The sequence below is a fragment of the Pseudoxanthomonas sp. CCNWLW251 genome (genome assembly GCF_037402255.1).
Taxonomy (GTDB): Bacteria; Pseudomonadota; Gammaproteobacteria; order Xanthomonadales; family Xanthomonadaceae; genus Pseudoxanthomonas_A.
In genome coordinates this window covers 153,437-169,666 of sequence record NZ_JBBEGA010000006.1, presented here as the reverse complement: position 1 = coordinate 169,666, position 16,230 = coordinate 153,437, and the positions used below count along the sequence as shown (strand labels likewise).

At 68.7% G+C, this 16,230-nt stretch carries 17 protein-coding genes; 10 read left to right on the top strand and 7 right to left on the bottom strand.

Annotation, left to right across the window (positions count from 1 at the left end; translation table 11 throughout):
- Positions 1-88: 88 nt before the first annotated feature.
- Complete coding sequence (locus tag WBN46_RS18700; RefSeq protein ID WP_337732891.1) at positions 89-1,426, bottom strand: APC family permease; 1,338 nt, start codon at positions 1,424-1,426, stop codon at positions 89-91.
- Between the two features lie 153 nt (positions 1,427-1,579).
- Here WBN46_RS18700 and WBN46_RS18695 point away from each other — a divergent pair, with 153 nt between their 5' ends.
- Positions 1,580-2,890, top strand: a complete 1,311-nt coding sequence (locus tag WBN46_RS18695; RefSeq protein WP_337732890.1) for an amidohydrolase — start codon at positions 1,580-1,582, stop codon at positions 2,888-2,890.
- A gap of 156 nt (positions 2,891-3,046) precedes the next feature.
- Here the strand turns inward: WBN46_RS18695 and WBN46_RS18690 are convergent, their stop codons facing one another.
- Positions 3,047-3,832, bottom strand: coding sequence for a TSUP family transporter (locus WBN46_RS18690; RefSeq protein WP_192203189.1), 786 nt, complete (start codon positions 3,830-3,832; stop codon positions 3,047-3,049).
- A gap of 179 nt (positions 3,833-4,011) precedes the next feature.
- Here WBN46_RS18690 and WBN46_RS18685 point away from each other — a divergent pair, with 179 nt between their 5' ends.
- Positions 4,012-5,343 (top strand): M20 family metallopeptidase, encoded by a 1,332-nt coding sequence (locus WBN46_RS18685; RefSeq protein ID WP_337732889.1) that lies wholly within the window; start codon positions 4,012-4,014, stop codon positions 5,341-5,343.
- Between the two features lie 215 nt (positions 5,344-5,558).
- Here WBN46_RS18685 and WBN46_RS18680 read toward each other — a convergent pair whose 3' ends face one another.
- Together WBN46_RS18680 and folE are read right to left on the bottom strand one after the other, a co-directional pair.
- Complete coding sequence (locus WBN46_RS18680) at positions 5,559-5,942, bottom strand: YchJ family metal-binding protein (RefSeq protein ID WP_337732888.1); 384 nt, start codon at positions 5,940-5,942, stop codon at positions 5,559-5,561.
- 144 nt (positions 5,943-6,086) lie between these two features.
- Positions 6,087-6,692, bottom strand: a complete 606-nt coding sequence (gene folE, locus WBN46_RS18675) for a GTP cyclohydrolase I FolE (RefSeq protein ID WP_337732887.1) — start codon at positions 6,690-6,692, stop codon at positions 6,087-6,089.
- A gap of 337 nt (positions 6,693-7,029) precedes the next feature.
- Here folE and WBN46_RS18670 point away from each other — a divergent pair, with 337 nt between their 5' ends.
- Positions 7,030-7,650, top strand: coding sequence for a hypothetical protein (locus tag WBN46_RS18670; RefSeq protein ID WP_142122914.1), 621 nt, complete (start codon positions 7,030-7,032; stop codon positions 7,648-7,650).
- Between the two features lie 99 nt (positions 7,651-7,749).
- Here WBN46_RS18670 and WBN46_RS18665 read toward each other — a convergent pair whose 3' ends face one another.
- The 3 genes from WBN46_RS18665 to WBN46_RS18655 form a co-directional block, all read right to left on the bottom strand.
- Complete coding sequence (locus WBN46_RS18665) at positions 7,750-8,238, bottom strand: YetF domain-containing protein (protein ID WP_192203234.1); 489 nt, start codon at positions 8,236-8,238, stop codon at positions 7,750-7,752.
- Positions 8,239-8,258: 20 nt separating this feature from the next.
- Positions 8,259-8,600: a cupin domain-containing protein gene (locus WBN46_RS18660; RefSeq protein ID WP_337732886.1), complete on the bottom strand. Its 342-nt coding sequence runs from the start codon at positions 8,598-8,600 to the stop codon at positions 8,259-8,261.
- A 119-nt stretch (positions 8,601-8,719) separates the two neighbouring features.
- Entirely contained in the window at positions 8,720-9,166 is a 447-nt protein-coding gene (locus WBN46_RS18655; RefSeq protein WP_337732885.1) for a fasciclin domain-containing protein, read from the bottom strand.
- A gap of 312 nt (positions 9,167-9,478) precedes the next feature.
- On the opposite strand from WBN46_RS18655, the gene WBN46_RS18650 reads away from it, so the two are divergent.
- The 7 genes from WBN46_RS18650 to WBN46_RS18620 all read left to right on the top strand — a co-directional run bounded on the left by WBN46_RS18650 (position 9,479) and on the right by WBN46_RS18620 (position 15,816).
- Positions 9,479-9,778: a hypothetical protein gene (locus WBN46_RS18650; RefSeq protein ID WP_192203185.1), complete on the top strand. Its 300-nt coding sequence runs from the start codon at positions 9,479-9,481 to the stop codon at positions 9,776-9,778.
- A 187-nt stretch (positions 9,779-9,965) separates the two neighbouring features.
- Positions 9,966-10,436, top strand: a complete 471-nt coding sequence (locus tag WBN46_RS18645) for a LuxR family transcriptional regulator (protein WP_337732884.1) — start codon at positions 9,966-9,968, stop codon at positions 10,434-10,436.
- 98 nt (positions 10,437-10,534) lie between these two features.
- Positions 10,535-11,509 carry a S41 family peptidase gene (locus tag WBN46_RS18640; RefSeq protein ID WP_337732883.1) on the top strand — a complete coding sequence of 325 codons (975 nt, stop codon included), beginning with the start codon at positions 10,535-10,537 and terminating at the stop codon, positions 11,507-11,509.
- A 478-nt stretch (positions 11,510-11,987) separates the two neighbouring features.
- Positions 11,988-13,091, top strand: coding sequence for a histidine kinase (locus tag WBN46_RS18635; RefSeq protein ID WP_337732882.1), 1,104 nt, complete (start codon positions 11,988-11,990; stop codon positions 13,089-13,091).
- Positions 13,088-13,837, top strand: coding sequence for a LytTR family DNA-binding domain-containing protein (locus WBN46_RS18630; protein WP_337732881.1), 750 nt, complete (start codon positions 13,088-13,090; stop codon positions 13,835-13,837). The genes WBN46_RS18635 and WBN46_RS18630 overlap by 4 nt, the downstream gene beginning before the upstream one ends.
- Before the next feature lie 150 nt (positions 13,838-13,987).
- The gene (locus WBN46_RS18625) at positions 13,988-15,445 is read left to right on the top strand and encodes a serine hydrolase domain-containing protein (RefSeq protein WP_337732880.1); all 1,458 of its coding nucleotides are present in this window, start codon (positions 13,988-13,990) and stop codon (positions 15,443-15,445) included.
- 74 nt (positions 15,446-15,519) lie between these two features.
- Positions 15,520-15,816, top strand: a complete 297-nt coding sequence (locus WBN46_RS18620) for a hypothetical protein (protein ID WP_337732879.1) — start codon at positions 15,520-15,522, stop codon at positions 15,814-15,816.
- Positions 15,817-16,230: the final 414 nt, after the last annotated feature.

The window sequence follows — 16,230 nt, the reverse complement described above, 5'->3', positions numbered from 1 at the left end:
AACGCGCCGCAGCGCGCCCGCACGGAGAACAACCGGCTTGCCATATGAAGATTGGCCGTGCGGTCGCGACTGACGTCGCTCCTACAGATCAGGCCCCAACACGCCGACGCAGCCCCACCAGCACCGCGTACACCACCGCCAGCACCACCACCGCCACACCGATCGCCGTCCATTCGCGCGCGCTCAGCGTGGTCAGGATGGCGACCATGCCGACCACCGCCAACCCCGGCACCAGCGGACCGCCGCGCAGCACGAAGGGCTCGCCGCGTTCGCGCAGGTCGCTTCGTTGCGCGCGCCATGCCGCCACGCACACCATCACGTACACCAGGCACACGGCCCCGCCCGAGATCAGCACCAGTGCTTCGAAGTTGCCCACCACCGCCAGCAGGCAGGCAATGCCGGCGTGCGTGGCCAGCGCCAGCAGCGGTACACGGTGGGTGGCGCTGACGCGGCCGAAGGCCTGCGGCAGGTAGCCATCGCGCCCCAGCGCGAACAGCAACCGCGACGAACCCAGCAGGTTGCCCAGCAGGAAACCCGCCATCGAGATGCAGGCGGTGACCAGCAGCGCGATGCGCGCCGGATCCCACAGCCGCCCCGCGGCCTCGGCGATCGGCACGCTGCTCGAAGCCAAGGCCGGGCCCAGCACGCCCTGGCAGACGATCTGCAGGCCCAGGTACAGCAGCACCACCAGCAGGATGGCGCTGAGCGCAGCGCGCGGCACGCTGCGCGAGGGATCGCGCACTTCGCCACCGGGAATCAGCGCCGTCTCCACGCCGGAATACGCGAACACCACCATCACCATGGCCGCGCCCAGCGCCGTCCACGACGGCACGTCGGTGAAGGCAAAGCTGACCTGCGTGGTGTCGACGAAGGCCAGGCCCACGAGCACCAGCAGGAACAGCGGCACCAGCTTCAGCGTGGCCAGCGTCATTACGGCGCGCGCGCCCAGCTTCACGCCGAAGGCGTTCAGTGCGTAGATCGCGGCGTACACGCCCAGCAGCAACAGCGCGCGCGGCACCGGCGCGGCGACCACCGGCCACAGGCTGGCGACCTGCAGCGACAGCGCCGCCGCCACGCCGGCACTGGAGGCCACGTTGCAGATCCACATCAACGCCCCGGCCAGGAAGCCCGGCAGCGTGCCGAACACTGCGCTGACATAAGTGTATGGCCCGCCAGTGGCGGAGGCGCGGCTGCCGATGGCGGCGAAGCACAACGCCACCGGCACCATCACCACCGCGCCGGCCAGCAGCGCCAGCGGCGCAGCCGCACCGACCTGCGATGACAGCGCCGCCGGCATCTTGAAGATGCCGCCGCCGACGATGATGTTGATGACGGCCGCCGCCAGCGCCAGGCTGCCCACCGCACGCAGCAATGCGGCATCGCCCTGCAGCGGACGGGAGGAAGCAGGATCGGCGTCGCGGGTCATGGGTGTACGAGGGGCTGCTCAGTGGCCTGCGAGCCTGCCACGCGCGCCTATCGAATGCGAGCCGCGCGCGGGCATGCGCTCATGGTGATTCGCCATTGGACGCGCGCGCCGCAGGGGCTAGCATCGTGCTCCCCGCACGCCCCGGATGCCACCATGCTTCGCGCCCACCGCCTGTTCGCCGCCCTGCTCGTCGCCACCGCCGCACTGGCAGGTGCCGACGTCCGTGCTCAGGACGCCACCGCGCTCGCTGCGCTCGAGCGTGCGCAACCGCAGCTGGTGCAATGGCGCCGCGACTTCCACCAGCATCCCGAGCTGGGCGAGCAGGAAGTCCGCACCGCCAGGCGCGTCGCCGACCACCTGCGCTCACTCGGCCTGACGGTCCGCACCGGCGTCGGCAAGACCGGCGTGGTCGCGGTGTTGAAGGGCGCGAAGCCGGGTCCGCGCATCGCTTTGCGCGCCGACATGGACGCGTTGCCCGTCACCGAACAGACCGGCCTGCCGTTCGCCTCGAAGGTGAAGGCCGACTACCGCGGCCAACCGGTCGGCGTGATGCACGCCTGCGGCCACGATGCGCATGTCGCCATCCTGATGGGCGTGGCGCAGGCGCTGGTCGCCGCGAAGGACGAGCTCGCCGGCGAGGTTATGTTCGTCTTCCAGCCGGCCGAGGAAGGTCCGCCGGTCGCGGGTGAAGTGTTCGGCGCGGCGTTGATGCTGCAGGAGGGCGTGTTCAAGGACTTCACGCCCGATGCCGTGTTCGGCCTGCATGTCTGGGCCGGCCTGCCGGTGGGCAGCGTGGGCTATCGCAGCGGTCCTCTGCTCGCGGCGGCGGACGAGTGGTCGCTGGTGGTGAAGGGCAAGCAGACGCACGGCTCGCGTCCGTGGGATGGCGTGGACCCGATCACCCTGGGCGCGCAGATCCTGCTGGGCACGCAGAGCATGATCGCGCGGCAGGTGAACATCGCCACCAGCCCGGTGGTGCTGACGGCGGGCCAGTTCCAGGCCGGCGTGCGCTTCAACATCATCCCCGACGAGGCCACGCTGGTCGGCACGCTGCGTACGTTCGACCCGGTGGTGCGCGAAGACGTGATCGCACGCTTCCACCGCATCGCCGACGACTACAGCCATGCCAGCGGTGGCAGCGCCGAGCTGAAGGTGGCCAACAACGCGCCGGCCACCATCAACCAGCCCGCGCTCACCCAGCGCGTGCGGCCTTCGCTGGAAAAGGCGGTCGGCGCAACGAACGTGGTCGAGATGCCCTTGGTGACCGTGGCCGAGGACTTCTCGCAGTTCGCCAATACGGTGCCGGGCTTCTACTTCTTCGTCGGTGCGACGTCGAAGGGCATCGATCCGGCCACCGCACCGATCAACCACTCGCCGCAGTTTCTGCTGGACGAGCAGGCGCTGCAGACCGGCAGCCAGGCGATGCTGCAGGTGGCACTGGACTATCTCGCTACGAAGCCTTGATCTTCCCCTCTCCCCGCCTGCGGGGAGAGGGTGCCGAAGGCGGGTGAGGGGCAGACGAAGCCGTCGACCCCGACGTGTGCAGGACGCAATCGAAGCATCGCGCTCGCCCCTCATCCACCCTCCGGGCACCTTCTCCCCGCCTCGCGGGGAGAAGGACTACAGGCCCACCCACATCCGCAACGGATGCTGCGGATCGGCCAGCAGGCGGATCGCCAGCGCGATCGACACCGTGACCAGCAGCGGCTTGATGATGCGGGCGCCCTGCTTCATCGCGAAGCGCGAGCCCAGCTGCGCGCCGAGGAACTGCCCCGCGCCCATCACCAGCCCCACCTTCCACAGCACCGCGCCGAACGCGAGGAACACCGCGAACGCGCCCAGGTTGGAACCGAAGTTGAGGAACTTGGTGTGCGCGGTGGCCTTGAGGATGCCGAACCCGGCCAGCGCCACGAAGCCGAGCATCAGGAACGACCCCGTGCCGGGACCGAACACGCCGTCATAGAAACCGATCACCGGCACGAAGGTCAGCCCGAACACGAGCGGGCGCATGCGCTGGTGCCGGTCCACATGGCCGATGTCGGGCTTCAGCCCGAAATAGATGGCGATGCCCACCAGCAGGAACGGCAGCGCCAGCTTCAGCCACTCCACCGGGATGATGGTCGCCAGCAGCGCGCCGCCCACCGCGCCGAGCGCGGCGGTGAGTGCCATCGGCAACTGGCCTTTCAGGTCGACATGCCCATGCCGCGCGTAGGCCCAGCTGGCCGAGGCCGAACCGAACAGCGACTGCAGCTTGTTGGTGCCCAGCACGTGCAGCGGCGGAATGCCGGCCAACAGCATCGCCGGGATGGTGACCATGCCACCGCCGCCGGCGATGGCATCGATGAAGCCCGCCAGCATCGCGGCGAGGAACAACAGCAGGAGTACCTGCAGGGCGAGGTCGGGCATGGGGGTTCCGGACGGAAGTCGGTGCGTGTCCGCGTGTGCATTCTAGAAGCCGCGGCGGGGTTGTAGGAGGGGCTTCAGCCCCGACCTGACGTTATCGGCAAGGCGTCGGGGCTGAAGCCCCTCCTACAGTGCCAGCCCATTGCGGTTAGCATCGGGGCTTGCCTCCAGGAGCCGACACGATGCGCCACGCACGTCCCTTCGCCGTTTCCCTGCTCACCGTCGCGCTGGCCTGCGCACTGCCCGCCGCCGCGCAGGACGCCGCACCCGCGCAACGAGCGGAAGTCGCTGCCGCCGGCAAGGCCGTGCAGCAGCAGGTCGTGGACTGGCGCCGGCACTTCCACCAGCATCCGGAGCTGTCCAACCGCGAGGAGCAGACCGCCAGGCGTGTCGCTGAAGAGTTGCGCAAGCTCGGTCTGCAACCGCGCACCGGCATCGCGCACCACGGCGTCACCGCCGTCATCAAGGGCGGCAGGCCGGGTCAGCGCATCGCGCTGCGGGCGGACATGGACGCGCTGCCGGTGACCGAACGCAACAGCCTGCCGTTCGCATCGAAGGCGACCGCGACCTATCGCGGCGAAACCGTCGGCGTCATGCATGCCTGCGGCCACGACGCGCACACCGGCATCCTGCTGGGCGTGGCGAAATCGCTGGTGGCGATGAAGGACACGCTGCCCGGCGAAGTGCTGCTGGTGTTCCAGCCTTCCGAGGAAGGCGCGCCCGCCGGCGAAGAAGGCGGCGCATCGCTGATGCTGAAGGAAGGCCTGTTCAAGGACTTCAAGCCGGACGCGATGTTCGGCCTGCACGTGTTCTCGTCGATTCCCGTCGGCCAGATCGGCGTGCGCCAGGGCCCGTTGATGGCGGCCTCGGACAGCTTCAACCTGAAGGTCGTCGGCCGGCAGACGCATGGCTCGCGGCCATGGGGCGGCGTGGACCCGATCGTGGCGATGGCCGATGTCATCGGCACCACGCAGACGATCGTCAGCCGCCGCACCGACATCTCCCGGCAACCCGCGGTGGTCAGCTTCGGCGCCATCAAGGGCGGCATCCGCTACAACATCATCCCCGACGACGTGGAAGTGGTCGGCACCATCCGCACTTTCGACGAAGGCATGCGGCAGAAGATCTTCGCCGACCTGAAGAACGTCGCCAGCCACGTGTCCGCCGCGCACGGCGCGAAGGTGGAAGCCAACGTGCCCGACCGCAGTGGCAACCCCGCCACCATCAACGACCCCGCGCTCACCGCGCGCATGACGCCGAGCCTGCAGGCCGTGGTCGGCACGGACAACGTCATCACCCCGCCGCTGCAGATGGGCGCCGAAGACTTTTCGTTCTACGCGCTGGAAGTGCCGTCGATGTTCTTCTTCGTCGGCAGCACGGCGAAAGGCACCGACCCGGTGACCGCGCCCAGCAACCATTCCCCGGAGTTCATGCTGGACGAAGCCTCGCTCGACGTCGGCGTGCGCGCACTGCTGCAGGTCACGCTGGATTACCTGGAGAAGCCGAGGGGCTGAGATAGTTTCTCCCTCTCCCTGCGCCAGCGGGGAGAGGGTGCCGAAGGCGGGTGAGGGGCGAACGGAGACCTGTTCCTCGACGGCACGCGAAACCATTAGAAGAAGTGATCACGCATGTAATGGGCGCGCGACATGGCCAGCATCGCCGCTTCGTTCGCCCCTCATCCGGCCTGCGGCCACCTTCTCCCCGCCACGCGGGGAGAAGGAAAAGCCCGTCACCGATGCTCGCCTTCCACGTACAGCCACCGCCCGTCGAGACGGACGAAGCGGCTGCGCTCGTGCAGCCGCACGGCGCTGCCACCGCCGACGCGGTAGCGGGCGACGAACTCCACCTCGGCGGTATCCGGTCCGGTGACGCGATGCTGCTTCACCGACAGGCCCAGCCACGTGGTGCGTGGCGCGCCGGGCGCGTCCAGGCCCAGCTCGACCGGACAGGTGTCGGGATGCCAGGTGGCGCGCAGGTAGCCGGCATCGGCCATGACGAAGGCGCTGTAGCGCGAACGCATCAGCGCTTCGGCATCCGGGGCGATGCCACCGGCGTGGTAGCGGCCGCAGCAGGCCGCGTAATCGCGGCCGGTGCCGCAGGGGCAGGTGGTCATGCTTGTGCCCTTTGTAGGAGCGACGTGAGTCGCGATCGTATGCCTCCCGATAACGGGAAAGCGGGCGCCACGGGATACGGCAGGCGAATGGACGCAGACGTCATCCGGTCGCGACTCACGTCGCTCCTACAACGTCGCCCGCCCTCACCGCCGCCCGTTGCCGGTCTCGATGAAGCGCAGGAACTCGGCGCGGGTGCGTGCGTCTTCGCGGAAGGTGCCCAGCATCTTGCTGGTCACCATGCTGACGCCGCGCTTGTGCACGCCGCGCGTGGTCATGCATTCGTGCGCGCCGTCGACGACGACCGCCACGCCGCGCGGCTGCAGCACGTCCTGGATGCACTGCGCGATCTGCGCGGTCATCTTCTCCTGCACCTGGAAACGGCGCGCATACACGTCCACCACGCGCGCCAGCTTGCTGATGCCCACCACCTTGCCGTCGGGCAGGTAGCCCACGTGCGCGCGGCCGATGATCGGCGCCATGTGGTGCTCGCAATGGCTTTCGAACTCGATGTCGCGCAGCACGATCATCTCGTCGTAGCCGGCCACTTCCTCGAACGTGCGCGCCAGGTACTCGCGCGGATCCATCTGGTAGCCGCTGAACCAGTCGCGGTAGGCCTTGGCCACGCGCTTGGGCGTGTCCAGCAGGCCTTCGCGCGCCGGGTCTTCGCCGGCCCATTCGAGCAGCACGCGCACGGCATCCTCGGCCTGCGCCTGGGTGACCTTGCCGGGGTTGTCGTCGGACTGGCTCATCGCATCGATTCCTGCGGGGGGCGTGGAGGATAACCCATCATGCCGGACATGGCCCGGGCGGCCCCGGGCTGGGCCGCGTTCACCACTACGGAACGGGGCAACGTCCGGATGCGCGCCTCCACAGCGCGCGGCGCACCCTGCCGATGTCCGCTGCCGGAACAGGACTGCGGGCACGCGCCGGGGATCCACGACATGACGCCGCGCATCGCGCCTCGCATGCGCTTCACCTGAGCGCGCGCAGTTGGCTATGTGAACGTCGTGCATGCGTCGCCGTCACATCGTGTTTTCGTGCCTGCGCCTAGAACGGTTACTCCTTTCACAGCCACGGAGTACCGCCATGGCACGTTCCCGCACTGTCAACACCGCGCAAGTCCACGAGCTGCTGCTGCAGGCCATCGAAACCGAACGCGGCGGCATCCAGATCTACACCACGGCGATCAAGGCCGCAGTGAACAAGGACCTGAAGAAGGAGTGGGGTGAGTACCTCGACGAAACACGCACGCATGAAGAAGTGCTTACCCGCGTGTTCGAGCAACTCGGCATGGATACCGAAGAGAAGTCGCCAGGCCGCAGCGTGGTCGCGCACCAGGGCGCTTCGCTGGTGAAGGCCATCGAGATGGCCATGAAGAGCGACACGCCGGAGGCCGCCGAACTGGTCGCTGCCGAATGCGTCGTACTGGCCGAAACCAAGGACCATCAGAACTGGGAACTGATCGGCAAGGTCGTGGAACAGGGCGGCGAACTGGCCAAGGTGCTGGAGCCCGCGTACAAGGCCGTGGAAAGCGACGAAGACCACCACCTGTACCACACGATGGGCTGGTGTCGGGAGCTGTGGATCCAGTCGCTGGGCATGCCCGCAGTGCTGCCGCCCCCGGAAGAGGTCAAGAAGGTCGAAACCGCGATCGGTGCCTCGCGCGCCGAACAGAGCCGCGACGAGATGCTCGGGCACAAGCACTGAGTTTCCACCGGCCGCACGCCCGGTCTCCGGCCATCCTTCTCCCCGCATGACGGGGAGAAGGAATGGGCGCACCGTCTTGCCGCCCACCTGGCTACCGGATCAGGGCTTCCTGCCGATGAAGGTGATCTCGCCCGAGGTTTCCAGCACGGCCAGTTCGATTTCCCCCAGCGTGGCGTAGCCTGCGGAACGGCGCGCGATGGCGAAGTCGTGCTCGCTCAGCGACTGGCGCGCCAGCTCATCGCGGAAGAGTTCGCCATGCCGCAGCAGGATCACCGGCTTGCCCTCCACCACCTGGTCGAAGCGGCGGCTGCGCGCGGAAAGTTTGCCCACGCTCCAGTTCAGGCCCAGCAGCGTAGCCGCCAGGATCAGGCCGCCCAGCAACGATGTGTCCTCGCCGATCAGCGAGTTCTGCACCGCCGTGCCCAACAGCACCACCACCAGCAGATCGAACGGCGTGAACTGGCCCACGGTGCGCTTGCCGGTCAGGCGCACCATCAGCAGCACCACCACGTAGACGGCGACGGCACGCAACACGAATTCCCACCACGGCATGCCCAGTTCGAACAGGCTGCGCGCCACGCTTTCCATCGTCGTCACCTCGTCGTGTATCAGGGTTTGCCCGCCGGCCGCTCATCGCCGTCGGGCGTGTAGGCGGGCGGGGAATAGAAGTTGACCGTCTTCAGCGGCGTACGGCCGGTGGCGCGGATCTCGTGGCGTTCGCCGCGTTCGATCAGCAGCAGGCTGCCGGGCTTCAACGCGCGGCGCGCGCCTTCCACGATGGCCACGCCCTGGCCCTCGGCGACGAACAGCCACTGATCGGCGCCGCGATGGCGATTGTCCGGTCCGCCTTCCCTGCCACCGGGCCTGATGACCATCTGCGCCGCCTGCACACCGTTGACCTCGAAGATCGGCAGGAAGCCGACGCCCATGCGCAGATGCCTGGATTTCATGGATCTTTTCTCGCCTGTTGCGCGGTCCGTGCGCAGCATCGGTCGTCGCACGTGCAGGTTCCGTCAAAAAAAACGGCGGGGATTGCTCCCCGCCGCGTGCATTCCCTTGCTGCCTCACCTCAGTGAGGCCTGGATTCCGGAATGTTCACTTTGTCGATGCCGTGGATCACGCCATTCCTGGCCATGATGTCGGGCCGGGTGAGGTGGGCGCCGTCGATGCTGATCTGTCCGTCGGCAATCCTGATCGGCGCGCCCTGGCCCTGCACGGTGCGCGCGGACTGCCATTTGCCCACATCGGCCGTGGTCTTGCGGCCGGTGACCAGGTGATAGTTCACCAGCGCGGTGAGCTCATCCTTGTTGGACGGTTCCAGCAGGCGATCCAGCGTTCCGGCGGGCAACGCCGAGAACGCATCATCGGTCGGCGCGAACAGGGTGTACTGATCGCTGCCATTGAGGGATGCGGTCAGCCCTGCCTTGTCGATGGCATGGGCGAACGTGCCGAACGTGTGGTTGCTCCTCAGGGTGCCTACCAGGTTCTGTTGCACGAGGCCTTCTTTCTGCTGCATTTCCATGGGGGTTCCTGCGGGATGGACCCTTCCTGGGTCTCGTGGACGGCCAAGGCCGTGACCCGGCGCGATGCCAGGTGCAGCTCAATGCGGAGGATGGGGAAGACGTGGCGCGCGGCTGAGCAGCCGATACGGTATTGCACCGTAGCTGCGCCACGATGCGCGCCCCGTCGTGACCGTGGCGTGACGCCCGCCTGTCCGAAACCGCGCCGTGCATGCTGGCGACGTGCTAGCTTGGCTTCACGCGGAATTCCGAAACTGGTTAACTTCCGCGCCCGCAGTGTGCCGGCTCGCACAACGTCCGGAGCCGCCATGAACACCAAGTTGCATCGCGTCATCTCGAATGCATCCGGCTTCCAGCGCGTCGCGCACCTGCTGAATGACCGCGCGGTGGAATGCGCCGAGAACGAAGGCTGGCCCATTCCGGCCGAGGCGCGCGAACCCATGCTGGTGGTCGTGCAGACCGGCGTGGTGCAACGCGTGGCGGTGTTCTTCGGGCAGCATCTCAAGCGCGAGATCCATTTCTGGTCCGGGCGCAAGGATGCACTGCGCAGGGCGAGGCCGCGGCGCGCACTTCCGTCGCTGCTGCTGCACGCATCCGCCTCACCGTGATCACGCCGCCCGGGTGAGGCCACGGCCGCATCCGGCACTGCAGATCCCGATACCTCGCTTGGCCCCGGGCGCGTTGCGCATGCCGGGGCTGCATGGCTGGACAGTATTGCGGATGGAATGGCATGGTCGCCCTGCCCGCGACGGATGCGGTTCCCGCCGCCATCGCGCCACCCTGCACGGAGGCTCCATGAAGACCAAGTCCCTCGCCCTGTTGGCCGCACTCACCCTGCACGCCGCGCCCGCGTTCGCCGCATCACCGCTGGTCGGCCGCTGGGCACTGGATGTGGCGACGTTGCCGATGCCCCCCGACGCACGCCCGCGCAGCGTCACGATGGAATTCAGGCAGCCCGGCGACGGGATGTGGTCGACGCATATCGAGATCGTCGATCCGAATGGCGGCACGATGGATTCGGACGCCACCCTGGCGCTGGACGGGACACCCGGCAAGATCACCGGCAGCTACTGGGCCGACGTCGGCACGGCGAAGATGCCCGCCCCCAACGTGGTGGTGCTGCAGCTCGCCTACCAGGGCACGCCCTCCTCGACCCGCATCTACTCGGTCACGGAAGACGGCGGCACGCTGACCGAAACCAAGGCCGCCTTCCACAAGGACGGCACTCCGTTCCTGCAGACGACGACGTTCAAGCGGCTGCCCTGAAGGCGCACCCGCCCCACCTGCGGACCACCGCCAACGAAAGGAACGTCGAAGTTCCGCCCGCCTCCCTCCGATTCCCCATGCACAAGGAACGCGCATTCGTGAAGCTACGCACCCGTCTTTCCGCCATCGCCCTGGCCCTGTTCGCTTGCGCACCGCCGCTCCATGCGGCGGACGCCATCCTTGATGAAGTCATCGCGGCGGCACGCACGCGAGGCGTGAATGGCCACCTGCCGGATTGGCCCGTCGTTGAACGCGAGGCGTACGTGTTGCTGGCGGCCTCGCCCGGCGAAGCCGGTCGCACCACTGCCATCCGACATGTCCTTGGCGCCCTCAAGGATGGGCATTCCTTCTACATGCCACCCCCGCCTTCGTCAGCGCCGTCCGGAGCAGCGGCCGGCACGTCCACCGGCAACCCGGCGGCACGCACGCCGAAGCCCATCGCGCAGGCGCATGGCACCGTCGAAGGCGTCGGCCATCTGGCGATCAACGCCTGGAGCGGCGGGTCGGCCGAGACGCCCGCGGCGACGCGCGATGTGCGCGATGCACTCAACCAGTCACTGGCCAACGCCCCCTGCGGATTGATCATCGACGTCGCCCACAATCCGGGTGGCAACATGTGGCCGATGATGGGCGGCATCGCGCCGCTGTACGACGAGGGCGTACTGGAGACCTTCCAGGGACGCAGCGGAGCGCCGCAGGTGGTCAACGTCCGCGACGGACAGCTGCGGATGAACGAAAGCGTGTTTCCGCGCGTGGAGCTGCCGGCCCTGGTACGCAAGCCCGCGCACCTCGCCGTCATCCTGGGGCCGGGCACAATGAGTTCCGGTGAGATCCTGGCACTGGGCTTCAAGGGCCAGCGCAACGTGCGCTTCTTCGGCCAGCCCACCCGGGGCGCCACCACCGCCAACGCGAGCATGCGCTTGTCGAACGGCGGCATGGTGGCGTTGACCACCGCGCATATCCAGGACCGGCGTGGCGTGATCCACCAGGGGCCCGTCGTGCCTGACGAGACCACGGACCAGCCGCTGCAGGCCGCACGCGCGTGGCTGGTCAAGCAGTGCGCGCAACACTGACGCCGAGGTTGGCGTGAGCCTGCGGGCGATCCGCGGGGGTCCGGGCACAAGGAGGCACGGCGCCGCGCGAAGCGGTGGCGCACGCTCCCGGCATTGCTGCACGTGCCGTCCGTATCACCCGGATCGCGCCGCCCGGATGACGTCATCACTTCATCCGATGCTGCCAGACACCGACCTCTCCGTTCGCAGGCATGGCAAGGATGCCTGCGCCCAACGTAGGCGTGCGGCGTCCATGGCTGCGGCCAACCGCACCACCGCATGGCGTCACCGCCCTGGCGCAGCGCGCTGGTGGCGGTGCCGGCGGCCATGCTGAGCTGGCGCCCAGAGCATCCGCCATTGCGCGTCCCTGCGCTCCCCGCCGACCATGGCCGTCGTACGACCGCGCATGGACACGCGCCATGCCTCATCCACTCCGAGCCCGCCCATCGCCCATGTGTTCGTCTGAACGTCCTTCAACCTGTTGCGAACACGGTGCGACATGCCGATGACGCCGGCGCGCGCCAGCCGGCACGCGTTGCCGCCGTTCTGGCTGCCGGTGCTGGCCGGGCTGCCGCTGGGCGTCTGCCTGCTGGTGATGGCCATGCCGATCCTCGGCCACGGCAATGCCACGCTGGCACGCACACTGTACCTGTCGGCGTTCGTGTTGTGGGTGCTGCCGCTGACCGCTTTGCAGCGATGGCTGTGGCGGCGCGGCATGGCGGTGTGGCAGATCGCGCTGGTGCTGCTGCTGGCGACCTATGCGATGGCGCTGGCCACGCGCCTGCTCAGTGTCGCACTGCAGGCCGCCACCTCAGGCAGCCTGGCGCGTCTTGTCGCGCCGGGCACGCTGGATGTCGGCTTGTTGTTCCGTGGCCTGGAAGGCGCCTGGCTGGTGCTGGTGGCGTACTGCGCGGTGCATGCGGTGGTGACGTACTACGCGGAGCTGCGCCACGAGCAGGCCCGGCACCTGGAGGCGCGTGCCCTGGCGCGTGATGCCGAACTGCGTGCACTGCGCTACCAGCTGCAGCCGCACTTCCTGTTCAACACGCTCAACGCGGTCTCCGCACTGGTCGCCGAGGAGCGGGGCCCGGAAGCACGGCAGATGCTGGCGCGGCTCGGCGACTTCCTGCGCGCGGTGCTCGACGCACGCGCGGGACACGAGGTGACGCTGGCCGAAGAGATCGTCATGACCGAAGCCTATCTGGAAGTGGAAAAAGCCAGGCTTGGCCGGCGCCTGCTGCTGTCGTGGCATGTCGGTGACGGCGTGCTCGGCGCGCACGTGCCCGGGCTGCTGCTGCAGCCGCTGGTGGAGAACGCGATCCGCCACGGCATCGCCCCGCGCACTGCGCCGGGCCGCCTCGACATCCGCATCGTCCACGACGATACGCAGCTGGATATCCGCATCGACAACGACCTTCCTGCGCCCGGCGAAGCACCACCACGATCGGAGGACGCGCGTACCGCCGTCGGCCTGGACAACGTGCGTGGCCGCCTCGCCCGGCTTTATCCGGACCATGCCGGCCTGCAGGCCGGCATCGATGCGGGGCGTTACCGCGTCCGGCTGACGTTGCCGCTGCGCACCGCGCCGGAGCCGGCTGCGTGATCCGCGTCTGCGTGGTCGACGACGAACCGCTCGCACGGCGCGGTGTACTGTCGTTGCTGGCGGCGTTCGACGATCTGGAGGTGGTGGGCGAGTACGAAGACGGCACCACCGCGCTGGCCGGCCTGCAGGCGCAGCCACCTGATCTGGTCTTCATGGATGTGCAGATGCCGGGCATGACCGGCCTGGACGTGCTGGCGGCGCTGCCGCCGCAACAGCGACCACTTGCGATCCTGCTGACCGCGCACGACAGCTTCGCGGTCAGGGCGTTCGCCCTGAACGCCGTCGACTACCTGCTCAAGCCCGTCGATGACGTGCGTTTCGCCGAGGCCATGACCCGCGCGCGCCAGCTGCTGCGCCTGCGTGACCTGGACACGGCGCGCACGCTGCCCGTTGCCGACGCGCCGACGCGGCACCTGGAGAAATTCTCGGTGCGGATCGGCCACCGCACGCTCTTCATCCGCGCCGACAGCGTCGCGTGGATCGGCGCCGACGGCGACTACGCCGTGCTGCATGTCGGCGAACGCACGTACATCGTGCGCGAATCGCTGCACCAGCTCGCCGCTCAGTTGGACCCGGCGCGCTTCGTGCGCGTGCACCGCTCTTCCATCGTGCGCCTGGACCAGGTGGCGGAGCTGCAGCCGCTGACCAACCGCGATGCGGTGCTGCGGCTGCACGATGGCACGCCGGTGCGCGTCAGCCGCACCTACATCGACGCGCTGCTGTCTGCGCTGCACGCGGGCGGCTGATCCCGGCAACGGCGCGCGCGCACGCCGTCTCATCCGCCGCGCGGGCACCGCCCCACCGGACCGGCGCAGCGCGTGCACGTGCAGCCGCACGCGCGACGACAACGCAGGATCGCGCCACTAGGGTGAGGGCTCCCTTTCCGGAGCCGTCCGATGCGCGCCACCTCCTTCCGTCCGTTCGCGCCACTGCGCTTCATCGCATGCATGCTTGCGCTGTCCTGCACGGCGACGACCGCGCTTGCCGCCGACACCTGCGGCGGGCCGTCCGACGATGCCGCCGCCATGACGGCGCAACAACTGCTGCAGGCCCTGGTGGCCACCAACGGTGTGCCGGGCATGGGCGCCGCCGTGTGGCGCGACGGTCGCGTGGTGTGGACCGGCTGCGCGGGAATGCGCGATGTCGAAGCCCGCATGCCGGTGCAGCGCGATACGGTGTTCCGGCTGGCCAGCGTCTCCAAGGTCATCGCCGCCACTGCGGCAGCGAAGCTGGCGGAAGAGGGTCGTATCGACATCGATGCGCCCGTCGGCGACGCACTGCCCTGGCTGCCGCCGGCGTGGTCGCCGGTGACGGTGCGCCAGCTTGCCTCGCACACCTCCGGCGCACCGCACTACGCCGGCAACGACCTCCAGGTGCTCGGCCGCGTCCGCTATCCGACCGCGCGCGATGCGGTCGGCATTTTCTCCGGCCGCACGCTGCTGTCGGCCCCCGGTACCACCTACCGCTATTCGTCATGGGGCTACACGCTGCTCGGCGCGGTGATCGAAGCGCGTTCGGGCGAACATTTCCTCGACTACGTCCGCCACCACGTCACCGATGGCCTGGCGATCGGTGCCGACGGCGAAACGGATGGCGGACACGCTTCGCAGCTGTACGACATCGAACACGGCGCTGTGCGCCACGTACCGCGCACCGACATGAGCTATACCTGGCCTGGAGGTGGACTGGCCGCCACGCCCGAGGCGCTGGCCACCTTCGGCGGCCGCGTGCTGGAGCACCGCATCGTCGGCGCCGCGCGCTGGCAGGCGATGCGACAACCCATGCGACTGGCCAGCGGCGCCCCCGCGCATGACAGCACCTACGACGTCGGCTTCGGCTGGCGCATCGGCCGCGATGCCGACGGCGAACCCACCGCGCACCACGCCGGCATCACCACCGGCGCGCGCAGCATGCTGATGCTGTGGCCGGCGCAGGACACCGCTGCCAGCGTGCTGTCCAACGCGATGTGGGTATCGGCGATGGAGCCCACCGCGCAGTTGCTGGCGGCGCCATTCCGCCCGCAACCGGACGGACTGGTCGCGGCGGCCTGCCCTGCCTCCGGTCGCGTGGCCGGCACGCTGAAGGGGGCGCGCTTCGACACCGAGGCTTCGTTCCGCATCGAGCACGGCCGCTGCGTCGGCGAACTGGCCGGCGCGGAACCGCTGCGCGCCTTCTTCGCCAATGCCTACGCGTGGCCCGGCCAGCGCCTGCGCATCGTCTCGCTGGCCAGCGACGGCTCGCTGTCGCGCGCCGCACTGGCCACGCCCTACGGCCTGTACGACCTGCGTGCTACCGGCGCACGCCGCTGGTCGGCAGCGTTCAACGCCGAGGCGACGCTCGAACTGACGCTGTGATCCCCGCGCGCGCTTCCGGGGTCTGCGCGCGTGTTGCCTCTCCGACCCCCCCCCTCATGAAAAGGATTCACACGATGCGTTTTCGCACCCTCGCCTGGAATGTCCTGGCACTCGGCTGCCTCATCGCTGCCGGCTGCAGCTCCATCGCCAGCCGCACCAACTCCCTGTCGGACGAACGCATCCTGTCCGAAACCGGTGGCGTGCTCGGCCTGTCCCCTTCGGAACTGACGATCGCGGAACGCCGCACCGAGGGCACCAACACCTACGTCACCCTCAAGGCCCGCAACGGCAAAACGTATGCCTGTACCGTCAACGGCGGCAACCTGCTGTCGTTCGGCATGACCAACCCGCCGGTGTGCCAGCCACGCTGACGCCGTGCACGTCACCGGACGCTGACGGCGAACAGTGAGCGGGCGCACCCGCGCTCCGTTCGCCCCTCATCCGCCTTCGGCACCCTCTCCCCGCAAGCGGGGAGAGGGAGAACGCTCCCTCCATGCCTCTTTTTCCCCACAGACGATGAGGGAAAGAAAAACGCTCCGCGCCATGAATCCTTCTCCCCGTTCACGGGGAGAAGGTGCCCGGAGGGCGGATGAGGGGCGAGCAGAAAGGCGGTGCTGAAGCCACGTAGCCCGGGCAAGCGCAGCGCACCCGGGGCATCGGGACATGTCCGGCCCCGTGTGCCCGGATGCGGCCACTGGCCGTATCCGGGCTACGCCGGCTTCGAAGGCGTCATGCACGCGCGACACGCAGCGGCAGTTGCGTTGCCCCTGGATCAAGACAGTTGC

Bases quoted from the DNA above. Each gene is read 5' to 3' on its own strand.
- WBN46_RS18700 (WP_337732891.1), bottom strand. From the start codon at position 1,426: ATGACCCGCGACGCCGATCCTGCTTCCTCCCGTCCGCTGCAGGGCGAT.
- WBN46_RS18695 (WP_337732890.1), top strand. From the start codon at position 1,580: ATGCTTCGCGCCCACCGCCTGTTCGCCGCCCTGCTCGTCGCCACCGCC.
- WBN46_RS18690 (WP_192203189.1), bottom strand. From the start codon at position 3,832: ATGCCCGACCTCGCCCTGCAGGTACTCCTGCTGTTGTTCCTCGCCGCG.
- WBN46_RS18685 (WP_337732889.1), top strand. From the start codon at position 4,012: ATGCGCCACGCACGTCCCTTCGCCGTTTCCCTGCTCACCGTCGCGCTG.
- WBN46_RS18680 (WP_337732888.1), bottom strand. From the start codon at position 5,942: ATGACCACCTGCCCCTGCGGCACCGGCCGCGATTACGCGGCCTGCTGC.
- folE (WP_337732887.1), bottom strand. From the start codon at position 6,692: ATGAGCCAGTCCGACGACAACCCCGGCAAGGTCACCCAGGCGCAGGCC.
- WBN46_RS18670 (WP_142122914.1), top strand. From the start codon at position 7,030: ATGGCACGTTCCCGCACTGTCAACACCGCGCAAGTCCACGAGCTGCTG.
- WBN46_RS18665 (WP_192203234.1), bottom strand. From the start codon at position 8,238: ATGGAAAGCGTGGCGCGCAGCCTGTTCGAACTGGGCATGCCGTGGTGG.
- WBN46_RS18660 (WP_337732886.1), bottom strand. From the start codon at position 8,600: ATGAAATCCAGGCATCTGCGCATGGGCGTCGGCTTCCTGCCGATCTTC.
- WBN46_RS18655 (WP_337732885.1), bottom strand. From the start codon at position 9,166: ATGCAGCAGAAAGAAGGCCTCGTGCAACAGAACCTGGTAGGCACCCTG.
- WBN46_RS18650 (WP_192203185.1), top strand. From the start codon at position 9,479: ATGAACACCAAGTTGCATCGCGTCATCTCGAATGCATCCGGCTTCCAG.
- WBN46_RS18645 (WP_337732884.1), top strand. From the start codon at position 9,966: ATGAAGACCAAGTCCCTCGCCCTGTTGGCCGCACTCACCCTGCACGCC.
- WBN46_RS18635 (WP_337732882.1), top strand. From the start codon at position 11,988: ATGCCGATGACGCCGGCGCGCGCCAGCCGGCACGCGTTGCCGCCGTTC.
- WBN46_RS18625 (WP_337732880.1), top strand. From the start codon at position 13,988: ATGCGCGCCACCTCCTTCCGTCCGTTCGCGCCACTGCGCTTCATCGCA.
- WBN46_RS18620 (WP_337732879.1), top strand. From the start codon at position 15,520: ATGCGTTTTCGCACCCTCGCCTGGAATGTCCTGGCACTCGGCTGCCTC.